At 72.4% G+C, this 22,372-nt stretch carries 19 protein-coding genes and 1 riboswitch; of the genes, 12 read left to right on the top strand and 7 right to left on the bottom strand.

Going from position 1 to position 22,372, the window contains the following annotated elements; translation table 11 throughout:
- Positions 1-77 precede the first annotated feature (77 nt).
- A complete protein-coding gene (gene otsB / locus IE313_RS26980) occupies positions 78-929 on the top strand; it encodes a trehalose-phosphatase (protein WP_189936705.1) in 852 nt (283 codons plus the stop codon).
- A gap of 1 nt (position 930) precedes the next feature.
- On the opposite strand, the gene IE313_RS26975 is transcribed toward otsB, so the two are convergent.
- Positions 931-2,343, bottom strand: a complete 1,413-nt coding sequence (locus IE313_RS26975; RefSeq protein ID WP_373317079.1) for an alpha,alpha-trehalose-phosphate synthase (UDP-forming) — start codon at positions 2,341-2,343, stop codon at positions 931-933.
- Positions 2,344-2,496: 153 nt separating this feature from the next.
- A complete protein-coding gene (locus IE313_RS26970) occupies positions 2,497-3,654 on the bottom strand; it encodes a glucosyl-3-phosphoglycerate synthase (protein ID WP_229924989.1) in 1,158 nt (385 codons plus the stop codon).
- A gap of 239 nt (positions 3,655-3,893) precedes the next feature.
- Positions 3,894-4,062: riboswitch (SAM riboswitch) on the top strand.
- Here IE313_RS26970 and thrC point away from each other — a divergent pair.
- The 6 genes from thrC to IE313_RS26935 all read left to right on the top strand — a co-directional run bounded on the left by thrC (position 4,056) and on the right by IE313_RS26935 (position 10,915).
- Entirely contained in the window at positions 4,056-5,414 is a 1,359-nt protein-coding gene (gene thrC, locus IE313_RS26960; protein WP_189936701.1) for a threonine synthase, read from the top strand. Its footprint overlaps the riboswitch before it by 7 nt.
- A gap of 98 nt (positions 5,415-5,512) precedes the next feature.
- Entirely contained in the window at positions 5,513-5,791 is a 279-nt protein-coding gene (locus IE313_RS26955; protein WP_189936699.1) for a MoaD/ThiS family protein, read from the top strand.
- A gap of 1,370 nt (positions 5,792-7,161) precedes the next feature.
- Entirely contained in the window at positions 7,162-7,365 is a 204-nt protein-coding gene (locus tag IE313_RS26950; protein ID WP_003986833.1) for a cold-shock protein, read from the top strand.
- 729 nt (positions 7,366-8,094) lie between these two features.
- Positions 8,095-9,723, top strand: coding sequence for a chaperonin GroEL (gene groL, locus IE313_RS26945; protein ID WP_189936697.1), 1,629 nt, complete (start codon positions 8,095-8,097; stop codon positions 9,721-9,723).
- 746 nt (positions 9,724-10,469) lie between these two features.
- Positions 10,470-10,685, top strand: coding sequence for a hypothetical protein (locus IE313_RS26940; protein WP_189936695.1), 216 nt, complete (start codon positions 10,470-10,472; stop codon positions 10,683-10,685).
- Complete coding sequence (locus IE313_RS26935) at positions 10,682-10,915, top strand: hypothetical protein (protein WP_189936693.1); 234 nt, start codon at positions 10,682-10,684, stop codon at positions 10,913-10,915. Before IE313_RS26940 ends, IE313_RS26935 begins: the two co-directional genes overlap by 4 nt.
- A gap of 213 nt (positions 10,916-11,128) precedes the next feature.
- Here IE313_RS26935 and IE313_RS26930 read toward each other — a convergent pair whose 3' ends face one another.
- Positions 11,129-11,536 carry a PPOX class F420-dependent oxidoreductase gene (locus IE313_RS26930; protein ID WP_189936691.1) on the bottom strand — a complete coding sequence of 136 codons (408 nt, stop codon included), beginning with the start codon at positions 11,534-11,536 and terminating at the stop codon, positions 11,129-11,131.
- A 539-nt stretch (positions 11,537-12,075) separates the two neighbouring features.
- On the opposite strand from IE313_RS26930, the gene IE313_RS26925 reads away from it, so the two are divergent.
- Positions 12,076-12,717, top strand: coding sequence for a COG4315 family predicted lipoprotein (locus tag IE313_RS26925; RefSeq protein ID WP_189936689.1), 642 nt, complete (start codon positions 12,076-12,078; stop codon positions 12,715-12,717).
- A 200-nt stretch (positions 12,718-12,917) separates the two neighbouring features.
- Here the strand turns inward: IE313_RS26925 and IE313_RS26920 are convergent, their stop codons facing one another.
- The 4 genes from IE313_RS26920 to IE313_RS26905 form a co-directional block, all read right to left on the bottom strand.
- Complete coding sequence (locus IE313_RS26920; protein ID WP_189936686.1) at positions 12,918-14,078, bottom strand: SPFH domain-containing protein; 1,161 nt, start codon at positions 14,076-14,078, stop codon at positions 12,918-12,920.
- An 11-nt stretch (positions 14,079-14,089) separates the two neighbouring features.
- Positions 14,090-14,341, bottom strand: a complete 252-nt coding sequence (locus IE313_RS26915; protein WP_189936684.1) for an NfeD C-terminal domain-containing protein — start codon at positions 14,339-14,341, stop codon at positions 14,090-14,092.
- A 410-nt stretch (positions 14,342-14,751) separates the two neighbouring features.
- Positions 14,752-15,348 (bottom strand): UTRA domain-containing protein, encoded by a 597-nt coding sequence (locus IE313_RS26910; RefSeq protein WP_189936683.1) that lies wholly within the window; start codon positions 15,346-15,348, stop codon positions 14,752-14,754.
- Positions 15,349-15,517: 169 nt separating this feature from the next.
- Entirely contained in the window at positions 15,518-17,467 is a 1,950-nt protein-coding gene (locus tag IE313_RS26905) for an APC family permease (RefSeq protein WP_189936681.1), read from the bottom strand.
- A gap of 702 nt (positions 17,468-18,169) precedes the next feature.
- Here IE313_RS26905 and IE313_RS26900 point away from each other — a divergent pair.
- From IE313_RS26900 to IE313_RS26885, 4 genes are all read left to right on the top strand, one after another.
- Positions 18,170-18,682: a hypothetical protein gene (locus tag IE313_RS26900; RefSeq protein WP_229924988.1), complete on the top strand. Its 513-nt coding sequence runs from the start codon at positions 18,170-18,172 to the stop codon at positions 18,680-18,682.
- 231 nt (positions 18,683-18,913) lie between these two features.
- Positions 18,914-19,873, top strand: a complete 960-nt coding sequence (locus tag IE313_RS26895) for a glycoside hydrolase family 18 protein (RefSeq protein ID WP_189936679.1) — start codon at positions 18,914-18,916, stop codon at positions 19,871-19,873.
- A 382-nt stretch (positions 19,874-20,255) separates the two neighbouring features.
- Positions 20,256-21,743, top strand: coding sequence for an MFS transporter (locus IE313_RS26890; protein WP_189936677.1), 1,488 nt, complete (start codon positions 20,256-20,258; stop codon positions 21,741-21,743).
- A gap of 244 nt (positions 21,744-21,987) precedes the next feature.
- On the top strand, positions 21,988-22,350 hold the full coding sequence (locus tag IE313_RS26885; RefSeq protein WP_189936675.1) for a DUF1330 domain-containing protein: 363 nt from the start codon (positions 21,988-21,990) through the stop codon (positions 22,348-22,350).
- The last annotated feature ends 22 nt before the right edge of the window (positions 22,351-22,372 follow it).

Genomic DNA, 22,372 nt, shown 5'->3' with positions numbered 1-22,372 from the left:
CCAGTGTTCAACCGGCCCCGCGGCCGCTTCCGGCGCTTTTCCGGGTGCCGTGCCGCCGCCGTGGATACAGTCGCCGTATGGCCAGCCACGTCAGCCGCCCAGGCGCCCTGCCCACGCCCGCCACCCCGCTCGGCCGCGACGGTCTCGCCGCGTTGCTCGCGCGGCCCGGCGAGGCCGTGATCGCCCTGGACTTCGACGGCACGCTCGCACCCATCGTGGCCGACCCGGAGCAGGCCCGCGCCCACCCCGGCGCGGTCCCCGCGCTCGCCGCCCTCGCGCCGAAGGTGCGGTCCGTGGCGGTCGTCACCGGGCGGCCCGCCGAGGCCGCGGTGCGCCACGGTGGGTTCGCCGGGGTGCCGGGCCTCGACCACCTCGTGGTGCTGGGGCACTACGGCGCCGAGCGCTGGGACGCCGCGACCGGCACCGTCACCGCGCCCGACCCGCACCCCGGCGTGGCCGCCGTACGGGCCGCGCTGCCCGGTCTGCTCCGGCGCACCCCGGCCGCACGCGGCGCCACCATCGAGGACAAGGGCTTCGCGGTCGCCGTGCACACCCGCCGCGCCGAGGAGCCGGCCGCCGCCCTGGACGCCCTGGGCGGGCCGCTCGCCGACCTCGCCGCCGGGCACGGCCTGGTCGTCGAGCCGGGCCGGCTCGTGCTTGAGCTGCGCCCGCCGGGCATGGACAAGGGCGTGGCCCTCACCGCGTACGTCCGCGAAGTGGGGGCGCGGGCGGTCCTCTACGCCGGCGACGACCTCGGCGACCTGCCCGCCTTCGGCGCCGTCGACAAGCTCCGCCTGGACGGCCTGCCGGGGCTGCTGGTGTGCAGCGGCAGCGCGGAGGTGACGGAGCTGGCCGCCCGTGCCGACCTGGTGGTCGACGGCCCCTCGGGCGTCGTCGACCTGCTCGCGGCGCTGGCCGCGGGCCGGTAGGTCAGCCCTCGTCGGACCGCAGGGCCGCCAACTGGTCCAGGAACCACCGGCTGGGCGGCAGCGCGGTCGCCGCGGCCGCCAGGCGCTCGGAGCGCTCCGCACGCTCGGCCGCCGGCACGCTCAGGGCGGTGTGCAGCGCGGCGGCCGTGCCCGTGACGTCGTACGGGTTGACCGTGATCGCGTCGTCCGCCAGCTCCTCGTGCGCCCCGGCCTCCCGGGAGAGCACCAGCACACAGCCCTCCTCCGAGACCACGGGCACCTCCTTGGCGACCAGGTTCATACCGTCGCGCACCGGGTTGACCAGGGCCACGTCCGCCAGCCGGTAGGCCGCCAGCGAGCGCGCGAAGTCGTCCTCCACGTGGAGGACGACCGGGGTCCAGCCGGGGGTCGCGAAGGTGTTGTTGATCTCGGTGGCGAGCCGGGTCACCTCGGCGGTGTACTCGCGGTAGACGGCGAGGTCCTGCCGGGACGGGTAGGCGAAGGCGACGTGCACGACGCGCTCGTGCCGCTCCGGGTGGTCGGTGAGCAGCCGCCGGTAGGCGAGCAGGCCCCGGACGATGTTCTTGGACAGCTCGGTGCGGTCCACGCGCACGATGGTGCGGCGCGGGCGGCCGTCCGGGTCGGTGCCGATCTGCTCGCGCAGCACGGCGAGCCGCTCGTCGACGTCCGGGCGGCGCGAGCGCTCCCGCAGGAAGTCCGCGTCCGCGCCGAGGCCGTGCACCCCGATCCGGGTGCCGCCGGTGCCCCCAGGCAGCACGGCCTCGCAGCAGGCCGCGAACGCGTCGGCCCACCGGTGCGTCAGGAAGCCCAGCCGGTCCGCGCCCAGCATGCCGCGCAGCACCTGCTCCGCGATGTCGTCGGGCAGCATCCGGAAGTACTCGGGCGGTGCCCACGGGGTGTGCGAGAAGTGGCCGATGCGCAGATCGGGCCTGAGCGCGCGCAGCAGTCCGGGCACCAGCGTCAGGTGGTAGTCCTGCACGAGCACCGCGGCACCCTCCGCGGCCTCCTCGGCGAGCGCCTCGGCGAACGCCCGGTTGTACTCCTCGTACGCGGCCCACTGGGCGCGGAAGTCCGCGTCGAAGACCGGTTCGAGCGGCGTCTGGTACAGCATGTGGTGGACGAACCACAGCACCGAGTTCGCGATGCCGTTGTACGCGGCCGCGTACACCTCGGGCGGGATGCCGAGCATCCGCACCCGCTGCTCGCCGGTGTCCTCGGCGGGCAGCCGCCCGCCGGTGCGCCGCACGGCCGCCCGGTCGCCGTCGCCGAGCGCGGCGCACACCCACACCGCGCCCGCGTCGGGCCCGATCGCGGACAGCCCCGACACCAGCCCGCCACCACCGCGCCTGGCCCGCAGCGCACCGTCCTCGGACACCGAGTACGAGACGGGGCCGCGGTTGGAGGCGACGAGGATCTGCGAAGCGGAGGCCATGTGGCGAACCCTAGCCGCCCGGGGAAACGCTCAAACGTACGCCGGACGGGGGGCGCACGGCTCCGGCCACTCGGGTGCGCGCGGCGCGGCCCCGCGCACCGGGGCCCGTGTCCACGACCTCCCCGGGCAGAACACCTAGGCCACCCGCCGCCGCGCGTACTCCGCGATCTTCGTCATCGGGGGCCGCTCCTCGGTGTCGACCTCGTAGGACCGCGGCTCGAAGCCCTCCTCGGTGCGCTCGAACTGCGTGAGCACCGGCCGTACCAGCGCGGGCGGTCCGAGACGGCCCCGGGCCAGCCGGAGCTGCGCGGTGCGGTAGATCGCCGCCGCCATCCTGCCGAGCGCCCGCCCGTCCTGGTGCCGGTGCCTGCGCACGCCCACGTCGACCTGGGCCAGTGCGTCCAGGCCCACCGTGTGCAGCGCGTCCACCAGCAGGCCGAGTTCCACCCCGTAGCCGACCGGGAACGGGAGCTGTTCCAGCAGTGACCTGCGGGCCGCGTACTCGCCGCCCAGCGGCTGGACGAATCCGGCGAGCCGCGGCCAGTGGAGGTTGAGCAGCGGCCGGGCCATCAGCTCCGTGACCCGTCCGCCCTGGCCGGGCTGCCCGCCGAGCGGTCGGTCGTACATGGCCTTCACCAGGTGCACGTCGGGCTCGGTCAGCAGCGGTCCGACGATGCCCGCCACGAAGTCCGCCGAGAACTGCCTGAGGTCCGCGTCGACGAAGCAGACGATGTCACCGCTGGTCACCAGCAGCGAGCGCCACAGCACCTCGCCCTTGCCGGGCAGCGCGGGGATCCGCGGCAGGATCGCGTCCCTGTGCACCACCCGTGCACCCGCCGCGGCCGCCACCTCGGCCGTGCGGTCCGTGGAACCGGAGTCGATCACCACCAGCTCGTCGACGAGCCGCACGCGCTCGTCCGCCTCCTCCTCCGCCCCCGCACCCGGCACGGACCCGGACGCCATCGAACCGGTCGCCGTCGCCCTGGAGGGCGCCGGTGCGGACGGCGCCCCGGCCGCCGGCCCGCCCTCGGGCCCGGTCCGCACCGAAGGCGCCGGCCGCCCGGAAGGCGCCGGCCGCTGCGCACCGCCCTCGGCGGGCTCCCCGGCGCCGCCCATCAGCTCCCGCCGGATCACCGCGACGATCTCGCCGACCGTCTCCTCCTCGTCGAGCGCGGGCAGCACGACGCTGACCGTGGCGCCGGTGGCGCGCTTGGCGGCGGCGAGCTGCTGCCGCGGCCGGTCGGCCACCGACCACGAGCGCCTGGCCAGCCAGCGCTCGACCTCTTCCAGCACGGTTCGCGTCCCCTCGGTCCGAATGCGGGCCGCTCGGCCACCCGCCGTCCGCCCGCGTTCCTGTTCCCACTGTGCGCGTCCCGCACCCGGTCCCACACTGTGATCCATCTCGCGGTACGGACGACTATCTCAACCATCCCGGCCGTCGGTTACAGTCTTGAACAACGCGGACGGCCCTCGCATCCCGGGTCCGTCCCGACCACAAACGCACCGGATCCGCCACCGGTTCCGTGCCATACCGCTCATCCAGAGGGGCAGAGGGATACGGCCCGTTGAAGCCCCGGCAACCCTCCAGTCGGCCACGCCGCGCACGCGGCAGTTCGTTACCGCCCAGGCGGCGGCGAGGCCCCGACTCGGGAAGGTGCCAATTCCGTCTCACGGCGAGACGCGTCGTGGGGAAGATGAGGAGAAAGGGCCTCGCCACCATGGCTGTGCAGTCTGCCGACACCGGTCGCACCACCGGCACCCCCACCGGCACGACCGGCTCCGTAACCACCGCCTCCGGCACCGTCGACCTCGGCCCCGCGGCGGCGCTGTCCTGCCGCGAGTGCGGCGAGCGCTTCCCACTCGGTCCGATCTTCGCCTGTACGAGCTGTTTCGGCCCGCTGGAAGTCGCCTACGACCTGCCCCTCGGGGACCCCGAGGCGCTCCGCAGGAAGATCGAGTCCGGCCCCACCAACCTCTGGCGCTACGCCCCGCTGCTGCCCGTCCCCGCCGACGTCGCCGACAAGCCGAACCTCAACCCCGGCTGGACCAAGCTCGTCAAGGCCGACCGGCTCGCGGCCGAGCTGGGCATCACCGGCGGCCTGTACGTGAAGGACGACTCCGGCAACCCGACGCACTCCTTCAAGGATCGCGTGGTCGCCCAGGCCGTGGAGGCCGCCCGGGCCTTCGGCTTCACCACCCTGTCCTGCTCGTCGACCGGCAACCTGGCGGGCGCCGTGGGCGCCGCCGCCGCCCGTGCGGGCTTCCGCTCCTGCGTGTTCATCCCGCACGACCTGGAGCAGGGCAAGGTCGTCATGGCCGCGGTCTACGGCGGTGACCTGGTCGGCATCGAGGGCACCTACGACGACGTCAACCGCTTCTGCTCCGAGTTGATCGGCGACCCCATCGGCGAGGGCTGGGGCTTCGTGAACGTCAACCTCCGCCCGTACTACGGCGAGGGCTCCAAGACGCTGGCCTACGAGATCTGCGAGCAACTCGGCTGGCGGCTGCCCGACCAGCTCGTCATCCCGATCGCCTCCGGATCCCAGTTGACCAAGGTCGACAAGGGACTCCAGGAGCTGATCAAGCTCGGCCTCGTCGAGGAGAAGCCGTACAAGATCTTCGGTGCGCAGGCCGAGGGCTGCTCGCCGGTGTCGACGGCCTTCAAGGCCGGCCACGAGGTCGTGCGGCCCCAGCGGCCCGACACCATCGCCAAGTCGCTCGCCATCGGCAACCCCGCCGACGGGCCCTACGTGCTCGACATCGCGCACCGCACCGGCGGGGCGGTGGAGGACGTGACCGACGCGCAGATCGTCGACGCGATCAAGCTCCTCGCGCGCACGGAAGGTATCTTCACCGAGACCGCGGGGGGTGTGACCGTCGGCGTGACGAAGAAGCTCGTCGAGGCCGGCGTGCTCGACCCCGAGCTGACCACCGTGGTGCTGAACACGGGCGACGGCCTGAAGACGCTGGACGCCGTCGCCCCGACCACCGGCCCCACGGCCACCATCCGTCCGAGCCTGGACGCGTTCCGCGCGGCGGGCCTGGCAGGCTGAGCCGCCCACGCCGTGGCCGCCGCTTCCGCGCCGACCCGCCGCAACCGGGCGCGTCCCGCCCGAGCCCACCGCCCGACCAGGACCAGGAAGGCCTGAACATGAGCGTCAACGTCCGTATCCCGACCATTCTCCGCAACTACACCGGTGGCCAGTCCGAGGTCCCGGCCGAGGGCACCACCCTCGGCGAGGTCATCGCCGATCTGGAGACCCGGCACGCCGGCATCTCCGCGCGCGTCCTCGACGACCAGGGCAAGCTGCGCCGCTTCGTGAACGTCTACGTGAACGACGACGACGTCCGCTTCGCCGACGGGCTGGAGACGGCGACCCCCGACGGCGCGGGCGTCTCGATCATCCCGGCGGTCGCGGGCGGCTGCTGATTTTGGCCACGGGGGCGCGGCCGCGCCGCGCCCCCCGCCGGCACGCCGACCGAAGCAGCCGGGATGATCGAGACGCCCGCGCCGCAGCCCCTACCGGCCACGACACGGCCCGCAGTCCCGCCGCCGTGCGCCGGGTGACCAGGGTCCCGCCGCCGTGTGCCGGGTGACCAGGGTCCCGCGGGCCGCATGGTTCGCCAGCGCCCACACGGGCCGCACGGCTCGCCCACCCCCCGCCGTGCGCGCCACCCGAGCCGTCCGCGGACTGGTCCCTCGCGCCGTTCGCGTCGTCCGTGGGCCTGTGTCATTCGCGCCGTTCGCGCCGTTCGCGCCGTTCGTGGACCTGTGCCATTCGCGTCATTCGCGCCGTCCGCGGACCCGTTCCTCGCGCCGTTCCCGCCGTCCGTGGACCCGGTCCATTCGCGCCATCCGCGCCGTCCCGGGAATTCCCTTCACCCGAGCCGTCCGCGATCCCGCGCCCCGCGATCCGCGTCCCGTCCTGCACGCCCCCGCAGGGCCTCGCCGGGCCCACAGCCCGGGCCCCGCCGACCGCCCTCCGGCAGCAGAGCCTCTCCGGTCCCGCGGGCCCGGAGCTCCACCGGCCGTCGTGCGGCGGGCCGCCATCCTCGTCCCGCGCCCCGTCGCCCCGGCCCGCGCTCTCGGTTCCGTCGCTTCCCGTCCCGTGCTCTCGGGCTCTCGCGTGTTGTGGCGGCCCTGTCGCGTTTCGTACCGCAGGGCCCCGGGCCCCGGGCCGTACGACCCGAGACCCGGGCCGTGCGACCCGAGTCCCCTGTGCCGGCCCGGCGGCTCCCCGAGATCCTCGTGGGACTCTTCCGGGCATCCTTCACAAACCATTGCAAGCCTCCCTGAGCCCTTCTCGCCCCACCCCACGCTTCACCCCCTCGCCTCACTCCCACCCCGCTCCCACCCCGCTCTTCGCCCCGGCTCCCTCCGGGCGCCCCTCGCGCCCCCCCTCCCACTCCGCACGCCCCGCTTCGAAAGAAGCGGAGGGGTCAATTCAGTTGGATTGAAGGCGGTAGAGTTGGGGAACAGCCCCGCTCTCTCTTTCTCGGGCATGGATGAAGTGCAGCCGTTTGCCGTCGAGAAATAGCCAAAGTGCCTGGCTCTTTTTAGCCCTTCACGGCTTTTGCCCGGCCCGAATTGCCCTGAATATTTGGGAATTCTCCTATTATTTCCGAAGTGTGCTGCCCGGATTTCTCGTCCGATTGACCTGTTGCAGACGGCAGTTGGACAGATACATTCAGCCGCGGTCGACGCGTTCCGGCGCACACCCCCAACCGTTGGGGCGTGAGGTCTGACCCGGGTCCGCGAAGTGCGGTCCTGTGCAAGGGCCAGTAATAGGGGAGTTAGGCATGGCTCAGGGCACCGTCAAGTGGTTCAACGCGGAGAAGGGGTACGGCTTCATCGCGGTCGACGGTGGTGCGGATGTTTTCGTCCACTACAGTGCGATCCAGATGGACGGCTACCGCACCCTGGAAGAAGGCCAGCGGGTCGAGTTCGAGATCTCGCAGGGTCAGAAGGGGCCGCAGGCGGACATGGTCCGTGTGGCCGGCTGAAGCGCCGACTGAATACAGCGACGTCTTTCTGAAGGGCCCGCACCCCCACCCGGGGTGCGGGCCCTTCGCCGCGCCCGGGGGTGCGGCCACTTCGTCACGCGCCGCGCCCCCGGAGCGCGGGCTGTGCCCGGGGCCCGGGGTGCGGGCTGTGCCCGGGTCGCGGAGTTGCGGGCTGTGTCGGGGCCCGGGGGTGTGCCGGGGGCGGGCTGTGCCCGTGGTGCGGGCTGCGGGGTGCGCCCGCGTCCGTGCCGCGCGTCGCCGCACGCCGCGCGTCGCCGCACGCCGCGCGTCGCCCCCCGTTCGGCGCACCCTCCCGGCGATGCGCGGCGCCCGTCCGCATCCGGTCCGCATCCGGTCCGCGTTCCCCCCTCGTCCGTCCGCTTCCCGCCCCTCTCCCGCCGCCCACCTGCGTCCGCCCCGCCCGCACGCGTCCGCGGCGCCGCCTCCGGCCGCCCGTGCACCGGCCGCGGGCGGGCCCCTCGACCGGGCGGTCATGACGGGCGAACCTTGCACTCGGGTGGGGAGAGTGCTAATCATTGGCGTTAGCACTCTGAAGGTGAGAGTGACAAAAGATGGACCGGGTCGGTGAGGTCCGCAGGCGCCGTGGGGCAAGGAACCACAGGGGCAGGCAGGCCGTCCGTCGCGGGCGCCAGCGCGGTCCGGAGCAATCCGCCCCCAGGCTCTCACAGGGCAGGGGGAGACCTCTGTTGTCCGGGAGGACCACTTCACATGGCCAAGATCATCGCGTTCAACGAGGAGGCACGGCGCGGCCTTGAGCGCGGCATGAACCAGCTCGCCGACGCCGTCAAGGTGACCCTCGGCCCCAAGGGTCGCAACGTCGTGCTGGAGAAGAAGTGGGGCGCGCCCACGATCACCAACGATGGTGTGTCCATCGCCAAGGAGATCGAGCTCGAGGACTCGTACGAGAAGATCGGCGCCGAGCTCGTCAAGGAGGTCGCCAAGAAGACGGACGACGTCGCCGGTGACGGTACGACGACGGCGACCGTCCTCGCCCAGGCGCTCGTCCGGGAGGGCCTGCGGAACGTTGCCGCCGGTGCCAACCCGATGGCGCTGAAGCGCGGCATCGAGAAGGCCGTCGAGGCCGTCTCCGCCGCCCTGCTGGAGCAGGCGAAGGACGTGGAGACCAAGGAGCAGATCGCCTCCACCGCCTCCATCTCCGCCGCTGACGTCCAGATCGGCGAGCTGATCGCCGAGGCCATGGACAAGGTCGGCAAGGAAGGCGTCATCACCGTCGAGGAGTCGCAGACCTTCGGGCTCGAGCTGGAGCTCACCGAGGGCATGCGCTTCGACAAGGGCTACATCTCGGCGTACTTCGCCACCGACATGGAGCGTATGGAGGCGTCCCTCGACGACCCGTACATCCTCATCGTCAACTCCAAGATCAGCAACGTGAAGGACCTGCTCCCGCTGCTGGAGAAGGTCATGCAGTCCGGCAAGCCGCTGCTGATCATCGCCGAGGACGTCGAGGGCGAGGCCCTGTCGACCCTGGTCGTCAACAAGATCCGCGGCACCTTCAAGTCCGTCGCGGTCAAGGCCCCCGGCTTCGGTGACCGCCGCAAGGCCATGCTCGGCGACATCGCCATCCTCACCGGTGGCGAGGTCATCTCCGAGGAGGTCGGCCTCAAGCTGGAGAACGCCACCCTCGACCTGCTCGGCACCGCCCACAAGGTCGTCATCACCAAGGACGAGACGACCATCGTCGGCGGCAACGGCTCGCAGGACCAGGTCCAGGGCCGGGTCAACCAGATCCGCGCCGAGATCGAGAACTCCGACTCGGACTACGACCGCGAGAAGCTCCAGGAGCGTCTGGCGAAGCTGGCCGGCGGCGTGGCCGTCATCAAGGCCGGTGCCGCCACGGAGGTCGAGCTCAAGGAGCGCAAGCACCGCATCGAGGACGCCGTCCGCAACGCCAAGGCCGCCGTCGAGGAGGGCATCGTCGCCGGTGGTGGCGTCGCCCTGCTGCAGGCCGCGTCGGTCTTCGAGAAGCTCGAGCTGGACGGCGACGAGGCCACCGGTGCCCAGGCCGTGAAGCTGGCCCTGGAGGCCCCGCTCAAGCAGATCGCCGTGAACGCCGGCCTTGAGGGCGGCGTCGTGGTGGAGAAGGTCCGCAACCTCACCCCCGGCCACGGCCTCAACGCCGCCACCGGTGAGTACGTCGACCTGGTCGCCGAGGGCATCATCGACCCGGCGAAGGTGACCCGCTCGGCGCTGCAGAACGCCGCGTCGATCGCCGGCCTCTTCCTCACCACCGAGGCCGTCGTCGCCGACAAGCCGGAGAAGGCCGCCGCCGGTGCGGGCGCTCCGGGCGGTATGCCGGGCGGTGACATGGACTTCTGAGCCGCCACCGCGGTTCGGACGTTCCGTCCACGTTCCGAGGGCGGCACCCCCTTTCCGGGGGTGCCGCCCTCGGGCTTTTCCCTACCGGCAGGCGTGACAGGTGAAGGCGGGGATACCGGCCGGCGAGTGCCATGACGCCAACCTCTTGGGGAATCGGCTGGGGAATCGGCTGCGGTCGACTGCGGAATCGACTGTGGAATCGACTGGTGGAATCTGCTGCGGAATCAATTGTGATCAGCGGCAGGACCGGCAGGACCGGCAGGACCGGCCTGCCGGAGTGTCGACGCCTCCGCCCGCCGCTCTCCTTGCGGGGGCGTTCACCGACTCCCTTGACTTCGGGTGAAGTGCAGTGAGGGGAAACAGCACCCGGGTGACGCGGGCTGACGCGGATTGACTGCTGGGCTTTCTGGGACCCTTGTTGCCAGGTTTGCCGAGTGGTGTGCGTGGTGTGGCCGTGGAGAAAGAAGGATGATCCTCATCCACGGCAACCCTCCTGCCCGGGGCTCCTGCTGCACGTCCTCCGCGGTGGAACGCGGGGGCGCGCTACCGGTACCGGAAGGCGGTGACCGGCGGGGCGCGCGGCGGGGCGGCGGGGGCGGCGGGGAAAGGTCTTGCGGACCCGGCACGCGCGCCTCGCGAACTCTTCCCACTGAGGGTGGTGTTGTTCACCGACAGTGGTCACGGCGGCCCTTCGTCCGCCACTCTGTGTGGAGAACACAAACACTCAGCGTGGAGGTTGGGAGATCATGGTGGCCAAGTCGGTGGAGGGGGTCCAGGCCGTGGAGGACGTGGTGACCCGGCTGCGCGGCGCGCTGGCGGCACTCGGGGTGGTGCTGCCGTCCCTGCGTATCGACCCGCTGACCGCGGCGAGCGAAGAGCCCTACCCGCTGGTCGAGTTGGGCCGCTGCAACATGGACACGGCCCTGCGCCTGGTCGCCGCGCTGGGCGAGGCCCGGCGATGACCGCGGCCAGAGCCGGGGAGCGTCGTCCGGCGGTCGGCTCCTATGTGCGCGACGGGCGGGACGGCAGGGTGGGGGAGGTGATGGGGTTCGAGGGCGGGCACGTGCGGTTGCGGCCGCCCGGTGGCGGCCGGAGCTGGGACTGTCCTCCCGCGGAGGTGGGCGCCGCGGAGCCGGGTGAGGTGCTGCGGGCCCGGGTGCGGGAGGCCAACCGCCGCAAGTGGGTGCCGTGAGCCCGCCACGGGTGCGGTCGGCGGCGGCGGGCCGTGAGACGGCCGCGGTGCGGTCCGCGGGCCGTCAGCCCGCCTCCGGCGCGAACGGTGCCGGGTCGGTGCCGGGCCGGTGCGGGGTCAGTTCGGTGCGGACCGGTTCGGGGCCGGCGGCGCGTACCGTCGGCCCGTACCGGCCCGGCGCCGCACCGCCCGCTCCGGACCGCCGGCCCGCCGTCACAGCCGGCCCGTCACCCTCTCGGGAGTGACGCGGACGATCACGCGGTCGGTCTCGTCCACCGAGGACGGGTTGAAGGCCGCGTAGTCCTGGCCCGTGAACTTGCGTGAGAGCTCGTCGGGCAGCCGCTTCTCGGGGTCGGGGGTGACGGTCGCCGTGCCGCGGACCTCCGCGTACCTGTACGGGTCGTCGGGCGGGCTGATCAGCACGGTGACCCGGGGGTCACGGGCGGCGTTCCTGCCCTGCTGGCGCTCCGCGGTGGTGGAGAAGAGCAGGTCGTCGCCCTCGCGCGTCAGCCAGACGACCGTGAGGTGCGGTTGGCCGTCGGGCTGGACCGTGGCTACGGTCGCGAAGACCTTCTCGTCGTCGATGTACTTCTTCAGTGTGTCCGAGAGCTGGGCCGGCACGGTTCGGCAACCTCCTGTGAGGGAGTGGGCGGCGCCCGCGGGGCGCCGACTGCGGACGGTGGTTCCGCGCGCCGTGCCCGGCGGGCCGTGCCCGGCGCACTGATGCTGAACGCCTTTCGCGCGAGAGGAATTCCTCGCCCTGGCGCGTGTACCGGCGCGGCGCCGGTACACGCGGACCGCCGTGCTCCGCGCCAGCACCGCCGTCCATGACCGCCGCCCATGGCGACCGCCCGCGTCCGCCGTCCATGACCGCCTCAGGCCCCTCACGACCGCCGCATGATGACCGTCTCACGCCTCCCGTGACCGCGCCCCTTCACCGCCCCGTCGCCGCCCCGCCACGCCCCCTTCACCGCCCCGTCGCCGCCCCGCCACGCCCCCTTCACCGCCCCGTCGCCACCCCGCCACGGCTCCGTTCACCGTCCCGTGGACGCCACGCACCGGGTAGCCCCAATGGGCCACCCAGATTGCCGGGGCGGCCCGGCTGTTCCGTAGTGGAAACAGCGTCACCGACGACGCCTTGCCAACCACGAGGGGTCCGTATGAACCGCACGACCTGGGCGGCCGACCGGGCGGCCGGTGCCGCGCTGCTCGCCGCCGTCACCCTTGCCGCCGCCGTCACCACCGGATGTTCCGCAAGCAACGACCAGTCGTCCTCGACAGTGTCCCGGGCCGAGCAGAGCCCGGCGAAGGCCGGGGCCCGCGGGGAGGCCGCCGCGAGCGCCTCGGCCGCGGCCGCCGCTGCTGCCGCCAAACAGGGCGTCGCCACACTCTCGGTACGCAACAGCGGCCTCGGGAGGATCATGGTGGGAGCCAAGGGCCGCACGGCCTACGTCTTCGCGGCCGACACCACGTCCAAGTCGACCTGCACCGGCGCGTGCGCGGCCGCCTGGCCGCCGGTGCTCACGCAGGGCCAGCCGAAGGCCGGCAACGGGGTCGCGCCCTCGGTGAAGCTCGGCACCAGCCGCCGTTCGGACGGCAAGACCCAGGTGACCGTCAACGGCCACCCCGTCTACTACTTCGCCGGCGACAAGAAGGCCGGGGACACCATGGGGCAGGGCCTCAACCAGTTCGGTGCGAAGTGGTGGGCGCTCGACCCGGCGGCCAAGCGGATCACCAGGATGTCCACCACCAGTCCGAGCCCCACCGGGACCAACACCGGCAGCGGCGGGGGCGGTTACTGACGTCGGGACCGCGGCCCGGGCCCCGTCCGACTTCCGCCGCACGGCCGTGCGTGAGGGCAGTGCCGTGGGCCGACGGGCAGTGCCGTGGCCGACGGGCAGTGCCGTGTGCGACGGGCAGTGCCGTGCCGACCGTGGGACGCGGTCGGCACGGCGCCGGTCCTTGCGGTGGTCCGGTGCCCCGGCACGGCCCGGTGCCGGGGCTACTCGATGCCGATCGGGCCGCTGTCCGTCCCGCGCCGGGCACCGCCGGCGGTACCGGCGCCCCCGGCGGTGCCGGTGGCGCCCCCGGTCAGGTTCTGCTTGACCGAATCCAGGATCGTCAGCCCCTGGCCGACCAGCCCGGCCGCGATCTGGCCGAGGCCGTCCGTGCCGTTGAGGACGTTGACGTTGGCCCCGGCCAGCCCGCCGGAAGCCTCCTTGACGATCTGCGGAAGCTGGTCGATCAGCATCCGGTCCAGGGCCACGCGGTCGTGGGAGGCCGCGGCCTCCGCCTGGATCCTCATCCGCTCCGCCTCGGCCGTCGCCAGCAGCCTGATCCGCTCGGCCTCCGCCTCCGCGGGCCTGACCACCTCGGCGACCAGTTCCTTCCTGCGCAGTTCGGCCCTGCGCTCGGCCAACTCGGTCTGCGCGGCCAGCACCTCCCGCTGGGCGTGCGCCTGGGCGAGCGGCCCGGCCTGGGCGGCCTCGGCCTGCGCGCGGTCCACCTCGGCGTTGTACTCCGCCTGGACGATGGCGGTCTGGCGGGCGTACTCGGCCTGGCGCCGCGTGGCCTCCTGCTCGGCCTCGGCCGCGGCCTGGCCGGCCTGGGCCTGTGCGATCTGGGCCTGACGGCGGATGGCCGCCTTGTGCGGGGCCGACATCGCCTCGATGTAGCCGGTGTCGCCGTCGTCGATGGACTGGATCTGGAGCGAGTCGACGATCAGGCCGATCTTCGCCATCTCCGTCTTCGACGTCTCCAGGACCTCCGTGGCCAGTTTCTGGCGTTCCGTGACGATCTCCTCGACCGTCATGGAGCCGATGATGGCCCGCAGGTGGCCGGCGAAGATCCGGCCGGTCAGGATCGCCATCTGTTCCTGGTCGGAGAGGAACCGCTGGCCGGCGTTGACGATGCTCTCGTGGTCGTTGCCGACCTTGAAGGCGATCACGGCGCGCACCGTCAGCGTGATGCCCTGCCGGGTGACGCACTTCTCCTCGACCTCGGCCTCGCACATGGCCAGGGTCAGGAACCGCGTCTTGCGGAAGACGGGCAGGACGAACTTCCCGTGGCCGGTCACCACACGGAACGGTGCGCCACCCAGCCCACGCTTGCCTCCGGAGATCAGCATCGCCTGGTCAGGGGCGGGAACGCGGTAACCGAACATCCTTCATCTCCTCAGCCCACGCCACCGGCGTACGAAGCGGTGGCGTCCAATGGATCCGTCCACGCGACGACGTCCACCTGGCGGGTGCCGCGGGAGTCGATCACGAGCACGGTGGCCCCTCGTGACAGGGGCTCATCGGACCAGGCGAGGAAGGTCTCGGAGCCGCCGCGCACCCGCACCAGCACCTCGCCGGGACCGGCGGAGCCGCGCGTGCCGATGACCAGTACTCCGGTACAGCCGATCACGGCCTCGTCCTGTGCCATCCCGGTTGCCCCCTCCCCCTGGACCTTCAGGATCCGACCTTAGACCCGGGTGGGCGGAAGGGCGCATGCCGGTTCGGGTCGCGGGTCGCGAGCAGGCCGCGGGGTGCTCCGCGGGTCGCGAGCAGGCCGCGGGGTGCTCGGCGCAGGCATCCGGGGGGACCCGGTCGGTGTCCGGCGGGGACCCGGTCGACGTCCGGGGTGGTCCGGTCGGTGTCCGGGGTGGGGCGAAGGTGTCCGGGGTGGTCCGGATGGTGTCCGGGGCGGGCCTCGGTCGGTGTCCTGGGCGGGGCGAAGGTGTCCGGGGCGGGCCTCGGTCGGTGTCCGGGGTGGTCCGGGCGGTGCCCGGGGCGGGCCGGACGTGTACGGCAGTCCGTTGCGGGGCTCTGAGCGGCGCGGGCCGGGCGGCGCCGTCACCACCTGAGCAGCGGTGTCGTGAAGACCAGTTCCGTGCGGTCGCCGGGCAGCGTGACGTCCGCGACCTCCACCACCCGGCCCGCCGTGTCGAAGGACGTCTTGCGCAGCAGCAGTACCGAGGCGCCGGGCGGGAGGGCGAGCTCGTGCGCCTCCTCGGCGGTCGGTGGGCGGGCGGTGACGCGGTCCTCCACGCGGTCCAGCTCGATGCCCACCGTGGCGAGCTGGTGGGGGGTGCCGCCCGGCCAGGGCTCGCCGGCCGAGGTGAGCAGATCGGGGTTGGCCGCGACCATCTCGCGCACCAGCCGGGACGTGACCAGGCCGAGCGGTGCGCCCCTGGCACCGGGCCGGGTGCGGTAGGTGCGCTCCACCAGTACCGTGCCCGCCGCGACCCCGAACGCCGCGGCGAGGTCCGGGTCCGCCGGCACCTGCCGGTAGCGGGCGTGGAAGACGAGGTCGGCCGAGGCCAGGCCGGTGTCGTGCTCCGTCGCCCCGCTGCGCGCCCGACGCTCCTCGGGCCACCGCGCCCGGTCCTTCTCCCACTGGTACCGCGAGTTCGGCCGCACCCACCGCACCCGCTCGTACGTTTCGGCCATACGCCCTCACCGTCCCGTCGCCCGGCACCACCCAGCGTACGGTTCGTCCCGGTACGGCACCTTTCGGGCCCCTGGACCCCTGGGCTCGTGGACCCCTGGACCCGTGGACCCCTGGACCCGTGGGCCCCGCGAAGCCCGTGGACCCGGGCTTCGCGGCCCCCCGGCCCGCCTACCCCACGTGCACCCGCGGCCGTCGCGACCGGTCCGGTTCCGCCTCGCGCAGCACCTCCCGGGTGACCGGCGCGACCTCGCCCTGGCCGAAGAGGAAGAAGCGGAGGAAGTTGGCGAAGGGGCTGCCCTCGGTCCACTCGAAGTAGATGTGCGGCAGCACGCCGGTAGCGTCGCGCGCGTGCAGCAGCAGCGCCGCGAGTGCGTTGGGCACGGACGCGCTCTGCAGGGTCAGCACGCGGTAACGCTCGTGCAGGACCTCGCCGTGCACGCTCAGGTCGGCCTCGAACTCCGACGGGTCGGCGATCGAGACCTCCACGAAGATGAAGTCCTCCTGCGGCGGGATGTCGTTGTCCTCGCGGATCTGTTCGAGCTTGTCGCGGTACTCGGCCTTGTCGCGGCGGTCCGGCTCGTTGGCGATGAAGCGCATCCGGCGGTGCGACACGTCGCGGACGAAGCGGGCGGCCAGGTCGTCGAGCTCGACGTGGGTGACCCGCAGTTCGAAGGAGCGGGCCAGGCGGGAGAGGAGCGAGACCAGGATGATCCCGGTGATGAAGCAGGCGCCGATCTTCACCCCGTCGGGGCGCTCGATGACGTTCACCACCGTGGTGTAGAGGAAGACGGCCGAGATGACGGCGAACCCGATCGTCCACCGGCGCTGGCCGGCCCTGCTGGCGGCGATGGTCACCGCGATGGCCGCGGAGCTGATCAGCACCAGGACGCCGGTGGCGTAGGCGCCGCCCTGGGCGTCGACGCTGGCGTCGAAGATCCAGGTGACCAGGAAGGCGATGAGGATGAAGACCAGCACCATGGGCCGCACGGCCCGCGCCCAGTGCGGCGCCATCCCGTACCGCGGCAGGTAACGCGGCATCAGGTTGAGCAGGCCGGCCATCGCCGAGGCGCCCGCGAACCAGAGGATGGCGATGGTGGAGATGTCGTAGACGGTGCCGAAGCCGTTCCCGAGGTAGCGGTGCGCGAGGAACGCGAGCGCGCGGCCGTTGGCCTGGCCGCCCGGCTGGAACGCGTCCTCCGGGATGAGCACGCTGGTGAGGAAGCTGGTGCAGATCAGGAAGCAGCTCATGATCACGGCGGCCGTGGTCAGCAGCTTCTTCGCACCCTGGACGCGCCCCGCGGGGTTCTCCTCGGTGTCGCCCGGCCGGCCCTCGACGTGCGGCATCACCGCCACACCCGTCTCGAAGCCGGACAGCCCGAGCGCGAGCTTGGGGAAGACCACGAGCGCCACCCCGATCATGGCGAGGGGGCTGCCGTGCTCGGCGGTGAGCGCCGCCGACCAGTCGGCCACCACGCCCTGGGCGGTGGCCACGTGCCACAGCCCGGCCACCACGACCACCACGTTCAGCAGCAGGTAGGCGCCCACCAGGACGACCGCGATGCCGACCGCCTCCAGGAAGCCCTTGAGGAACACCGCGCCGAGCAGTGCGATCAGCAGCAGTGTGATCAGCATTTGCTTGCCGTGCAGCACACCGGCCAGATGGGGGTTCTCCACCAGGTGGGTGCCGGCGTCCGCGGCGGACAGCGTGATGGTGATGAGGAAGTCGGTCGCGGCGAAGCCCAGCAGCGTCAGCACGAACAGCTTGCCCTGCCAGAACGACAGCAGCCGCTCAAGCATCGCGATCGACCCCTGGCCGTGCGGGCTCTCCTCGGCCACCCGCCGGTACACCGGCAGCGCGCCGGCCAGCGTCACGATCACCAGCACGACCGTGGCGATCGGCGAGAGCAGGCCGGCCGCGAGCGCCGCGATGCCCGGCTGGTAGCCGAGGGTGGAGAAGTAGTCGACACCGGTCAGGCACATCACCCGCCACCAGGGCTGGCCCTTGTGCAGAGGCTCGGGCGGGGCGTGCGGTCCCTGCGGGGGCCCGGCCATGTCGGACGCGCCCTCCAGCATCCATGCGCGCAGCCGACTCGTGGGTGCGGCGTCGGTGCGGACCATCGATGCGCTCCTGACGGGATGGGGCAGTGCATACATTTTCAGCCATCACTCGGACGGCTCGGTCAGCGTATGCAACCGATGATCCGTTCTCCCGGCGTGTCGCCTCCGGTGAGACGAACCTCTCTGCGGGCGGGGCCCGTACGGGCGCGGGCCAGGGCGTGCGACGACCCCGGCGCGCGGGCGCGCGGCACGTCCCGCACGGGCCCCGAGCCGACCGTCGGCCCTGGCCCGCTTACCGTTCGAGCTCCCGTTCCGTTCCTGCTCCCGTTCGAGTTCCCGCCCCCGTTCCCGTTCCTGCTCCCGTTCGAAGCTCCTCGTTCCCGTTCCTGCTTCTGTCCGTGTCCGTGTCCGCGTCTCCGTCCCGTCTGCGCCCCGTCCCCTCCTCTGTGGTCGTCCCCGTCTGTGGCCGCCCTCGTTCCCGCCCTCGTTCCCGCCCTCGTTCCCGTCCGCGTCTCCGACCCGTCCGCATCCCCGTCTCCGTCTCCGTCAAGAACCCACATGACACGCATAGGGCGCGCGTCAAGGTCCGTCGACCCGCGCCGTCCGCTGTCTACGGTCGGATTCATGGGACGTCCTGACGACACATGCCCCGACGCGAGCCGCGACGCAGAGGACGACGTGCGTCGCGGGGCGGGGTGTGATGCGTGCCGCGAGGCGGGGTGTGACGCGTGCCGCGAGGCGCGGCGCGACGGCGCCGTGTGCGTGCCGCAACCCGTCGAGGCGGTGGACGACCGCCTCTGGGCGGGTGGTCTGGGGGGCGCGATCGTCTGCCCGGCCCTCCTGCTCGGGCTCCTGCTGCTGGTCGACTGGGGCTACGGCGACCTCACCGAGTGGCGGGCGGTGCTGTGGACGGGACTGGCGGTGCTGGTGTTCCTGGTGCTCTTCCCGCCCCGGATCACCGCGGGTCCCGGCTGGCTGGCCTCGCGCGGGTTGCTGGGCGTACGGCGGGTCCGCACCGACCGGCTGGTGTCGGTGCACTGCCTGGGCGGCGTCTCCCAGCGGGTCGTCCTGCGGGACGCGCTCGGCTGCCGGGTGGAGCTCGACGCCCGGGTGCTGGCGGCCAACCCCCACCTGTGGCACCGGCTCCGCCAGGACGCCCGGGCCTCCCGGGCCCGCGGCTGTCTGACCGGCGGGGACGCCGCGCTGCTCCGTCTGTCGGAACGGATCGACCGCGAGACGGCCGCGAGCGTGTTCAAGGTGTCGGGACTGGAGTGACGCGGCCCCGGTCGTCAGGTCCGCAGCCGTCTGGGGACAGGCGCACGGCCCCCCGCCCGGGCCCCATTGACACCACCGTCCCCCTCGGCCATAGTCCCGGCAACCGAAGCTCGACGAGCCGAGCCGGCCCGCACGGTCCGCGCACCACGGCACCACGGCACCAACCGGGCCCCGGGGTTCCCTCCCGAGGCGTCACGGCGGACGCACCCCCCACCGACGAGGAGAACAGCCATGAACGAGACCGGCACAGCCCGCCGCACGGCCCCCGGGGCCGTCCTGAGAAGAGCGCTGGCCGTCTGCGTGGCCGCGCTGCTGGCCACCGCTGCCGCGCTGGCCGGGGGCTCGCCCGCGACGGCCGCCGCGGCCGCGGCGGGCAAGCGCGTGGTCGTCTACTACCAGACGCAGTACAGCAACGGCACGTACGTCTCGCCCAAGGCGCTCACCGATCACGGCACCGGCGTCACCGACCTCCTGGTCGGTGCCTTCCATATCAACGACAACGATGTCACCCTCAACGACCACACCCCGGACGACAGCTCGTTCACGCGGATGTGGCAGGACATCGCCGCGATGCAGGCCACGGGCGTGCACGCGCTCGGCTTCGTCGGCGGCGCGGCCCAGGGCAGCTTCCAGCGCCTGGAGTCGGACTTCGGCACGTACTACCCGCGTCTGAAGAACGTGGTGACGACCTACCACCTCGACGGTCTCGACCTGGACGTCGAGGAGAACATGTCCCTGGGCGCCATCGAGCACCTGATCGACCAGCTCCACGCCGACTTCGGCAGCGACTTCATCGTCACGCTCGCCCCCGTCGCCACTGCCCTCAGCGGCGGCGGCAACCTCTCCGGCTTCGACTACGACCAGCTCTACCGCGACCGCGGCGACTCCATCAACTGGTTCAACACCCAGTTCTACTGCGGCTGGGGCTCCCTGTCGTCGACCGGCGGCTACGACGCGATCGTCTCCCGCGGCACCATCCCGTCGAACAAGGTCGTCGCAGGCACCCTCACCAATCCGGCCAACTGCGGCAGCGGCTACGTCGACATCAACACCCTCAAGTCGACCCTGTCCACCCTCTCCGCCAAGTACGACTTCGGCGGTGTGGCCGGCTGGGAGTACTTCAACTCCTTGCCGGGCGGCACGGCCGCGCCGTGGCAGTGGGCTTCCGAGGTCTCGGGGGCGATGGGCTGAGGGCAGGGGCCGCGGCTCCCCTTCCCCCGACCGGGCCCGTACCGCGCATGGGCGCGCGGTACGGGCCGATGTGCGGTGCGGGTTGATGTGCGGCGGGTGTGTCGGCACCGGCACCGCCACCGGCCCTCGCGCCCGAACCGCCATCGGCACGCCCCCGAACCGCCACCGCCGCCACCAGTGCCGAGGCGGGAGTGGGGGCGTGTCGGGTCGTTGCCGAAAGCGACATAGTGGAACGAGGCGTGTCAAACGGTATCGGATCGGTTGCCGCGGCTACGCTGAACTGATGGCCCGTCAGGCCACGGCCGCGTCATGACGAGGAAGCCACCCGGTCGGCGCCGAGTGCGTGACCGGGCGCCGCCTGTCCCCGACCGCAAGGGCAACCATGCAGTTCCGCCTCCCCGTGCCGAGCGTCCTCACCCGTGTCCCGCTGGCCTCGAACTACTATGCCGCGGTCACCATGGTGCTCCTCGCCCTGAGCCCGTACCTGATCCTCACCACCGTCACCTCACTGGCCATGCCGGTACTGATGGAGGCCCTCGGCGCCACCCGGTTCGAGCTCCAGTTGGCCATGGGCATGTCGAACGCCGGCTATGCGTTCGGGGCGGTGGCCACGGCCGACCTCATCCAGCGGATTTCGCGGCGGGCCGTGTACCTCATGGCGGAGGCCGGGTTCATCCTGGGCACGGTGCTGGTGCTGAGCGCCCAGGGCGTCGAGCAGTTCACGGCCGGGGTGATCCTCCAGGGCGGCTTCACCGGCATGCTGCTGGTGGCCTCGCTGCCGCCGCTGATCCTGCGGCACGGCATCGACCGCCTGCCGGTCACCGCCGCCGTCGTCAGCGTGGGGTTCTTCGGTATGGTCACCGCCGGGCCGCTGGTGGGCGGTCTCGTCGGCAGCTACGACGGCTGGCGGTGGCTGTACACCTCCGTCGGGGTGCTCGCGGCGGTCGGACTGAGCATCGGCGCGCTGACGTTCGAGGGCAACGTACCGCTCGCGCCGGGCGCGCGCTTCGACTGGCTGGCGATCCCGCTCGCCTTCGGCGCTTCCTTCCTGCCGTTCTTCGGCGTCGCCTGGCTGACCCGCGGCAACTGGACGGACACCGAGTTCCTCGTGCCGGTGTTCGCGGGACTGGCCATCGGCGTCATCCTGGTCGTGGCCCAGTACCACACGAGGGGCGCGCTGATGCCGGTGCGCCCGATCGCCAACACCCTGCCGGTCAGCGGCACCATCACCGCCATGGTGGTCGGTGCTTCCTTCACCACGCTGCTGGAGCTGAGCGAGACCTATCTGCTGCGGATGTCCCTCTTCACCCCCGTGAAGACCGGGCTGCTGCTCACCCCCATGATCATCGGAGTGATCGTGGCCTCGGTGCTTTTCAAGGGCCGGCTGACGACGCAGTGGACCCCGGTCCTCGCGCTCTCCGGCATCCTCGGCATCGTGGTGGGCGCGGCCATGCTGCTGGGCGTGTCCCGGTCGAACGCGGACGTCCTCATCCCGATCGCCATGGTCTTCCTGGGCTACGGCGCAGGTGCCGGTGTCACCCCGGGCCTGTTCCTGGCCGGTTTCTCGGTGTCCTCCACCCAGCTCGGCCCGACCTTCGCACTGGTCGAGCTGCTGCGATCGGAGGCGGCGTTCCTGATCGGCCCCGTGCTGGTGCACCTGGCGCTGACGGAGGGGTCGACCTTCGCGGACGGCTTCCAGCTCTCCGTGGCGATCACCCTGGTGCTGACCGTGCTGGGTGTGCTGCTCGTGCTGGGCATCTGGACGGCCGGCGGCGCCCGCCTGCGCCGCCCGGACCTGGAGGGCTGGGCCACCGGCAGGTCGACGGCGTTCCACTCGCCGGCCATCGCGGCCCGGCTCCGCAGCGGATGAGGAGGGGCGGAGCGGGGGCCCGGACCGTTTCGGGAGCACGGGAAGAGCCGAGAGCTGAGCGAGCCACGAGGACTGAGGACTGCGAGAGCCACGAGGACTGCGAGAGCTACGAGGACTGCGAGGGCCACGAGAGCTACGAGGACTGCGAGAGCCGCGAAAGCTACGAGAGCCGCGAGAGCCACGAAATCTGCGAAAGCCACGAAAACCGCGAGACCCAGAGCGCCCAGAAAGCGAAGGAACGCCCGTGAGCACCTACCTGATCAACCACCTGCGTATCCCGGGCGGCGTGCCCAACGAGGAAGGGCTGTCCTACCTGGAACAGGTCGAGGACACCGTGCGGGCGCACGGCGGCCGCTGGCTCGCCCAGGGCGCGGTCGACGTCCTGGAGGGCGCCTGGCCGGGCTCTGCGGTCCTCATCGAGTTCCCCAGCCACGCCGACGCGGAGAACTGGTACAACTCGCCCGAGTACGCGCGGATCCGTTCCCTGCGCACCGACAACTCCATCAGCGACATGGTCCTCATCGACAACGTCCCCGCCGACTTCACCGTCGCCGGCTTCGCCCGTGAGATCCGCGCGATGACCCAGGGGGCCGGGCCGCAGGCATGAGGTCCCGATGACCCGAGGGCGA

The sequence above is a fragment of the Streptomyces sulfonofaciens genome (assembly GCF_014656295.1).
GTDB lineage: Bacteria > Actinomycetota > Actinomycetes > Streptomycetales > Streptomycetaceae > Streptomyces > Streptomyces sulfonofaciens.
The sequence above is the reverse complement of the archived record's forward strand: the minus strand, read 5'-3'. Positions and strand labels throughout refer to the sequence as shown.

What these genes read in the sequence shown, in the direction of transcription:
- IE313_RS26905 (WP_189936681.1), bottom strand. Translation starts at nt 17,467, where the DNA reads ATGGTCCGCACCGACGCCGCACCCACGAGTCGGCTGCGCGCATGGATG.
- IE313_RS26890 (WP_189936677.1), top strand. Translation starts at nt 20,256, where the DNA reads ATGCAGTTCCGCCTCCCCGTGCCGAGCGTCCTCACCCGTGTCCCGCTG.
- IE313_RS26935 (WP_189936693.1), top strand. Translation starts at nt 10,682, where the DNA reads ATGACCGCGGCCAGAGCCGGGGAGCGTCGTCCGGCGGTCGGCTCCTAT.
- IE313_RS26910 (WP_189936683.1), bottom strand. Translation starts at nt 15,348, where the DNA reads ATGGCCGAAACGTACGAGCGGGTGCGGTGGGTGCGGCCGAACTCGCGG.
- IE313_RS26955 (WP_189936699.1), top strand. Translation starts at nt 5,513, where the DNA reads ATGAGCGTCAACGTCCGTATCCCGACCATTCTCCGCAACTACACCGGT.
- IE313_RS26950 (WP_003986833.1), top strand. Translation starts at nt 7,162, where the DNA reads ATGGCTCAGGGCACCGTCAAGTGGTTCAACGCGGAGAAGGGGTACGGC.
- IE313_RS26895 (WP_189936679.1), top strand. Translation starts at nt 18,914, where the DNA reads ATGAACGAGACCGGCACAGCCCGCCGCACGGCCCCCGGGGCCGTCCTG.
- IE313_RS26925 (WP_189936689.1), top strand. Translation starts at nt 12,076, where the DNA reads ATGAACCGCACGACCTGGGCGGCCGACCGGGCGGCCGGTGCCGCGCTG.
- thrC (WP_189936701.1), top strand. Translation starts at nt 4,056, where the DNA reads ATGAGGAGAAAGGGCCTCGCCACCATGGCTGTGCAGTCTGCCGACACC.
- otsB (WP_189936705.1), top strand. Translation starts at nt 78, where the DNA reads ATGGCCAGCCACGTCAGCCGCCCAGGCGCCCTGCCCACGCCCGCCACC.
- IE313_RS26940 (WP_189936695.1), top strand. Translation starts at nt 10,470, where the DNA reads ATGGTGGCCAAGTCGGTGGAGGGGGTCCAGGCCGTGGAGGACGTGGTG.
- groL (WP_189936697.1), top strand. Translation starts at nt 8,095, where the DNA reads ATGGCCAAGATCATCGCGTTCAACGAGGAGGCACGGCGCGGCCTTGAG.
- IE313_RS26915 (WP_189936684.1), bottom strand. Translation starts at nt 14,341, where the DNA reads ATGGCACAGGACGAGGCCGTGATCGGCTGTACCGGAGTACTGGTCATC.
- IE313_RS26920 (WP_189936686.1), bottom strand. Translation starts at nt 14,078, where the DNA reads ATGTTCGGTTACCGCGTTCCCGCCCCTGACCAGGCGATGCTGATCTCC.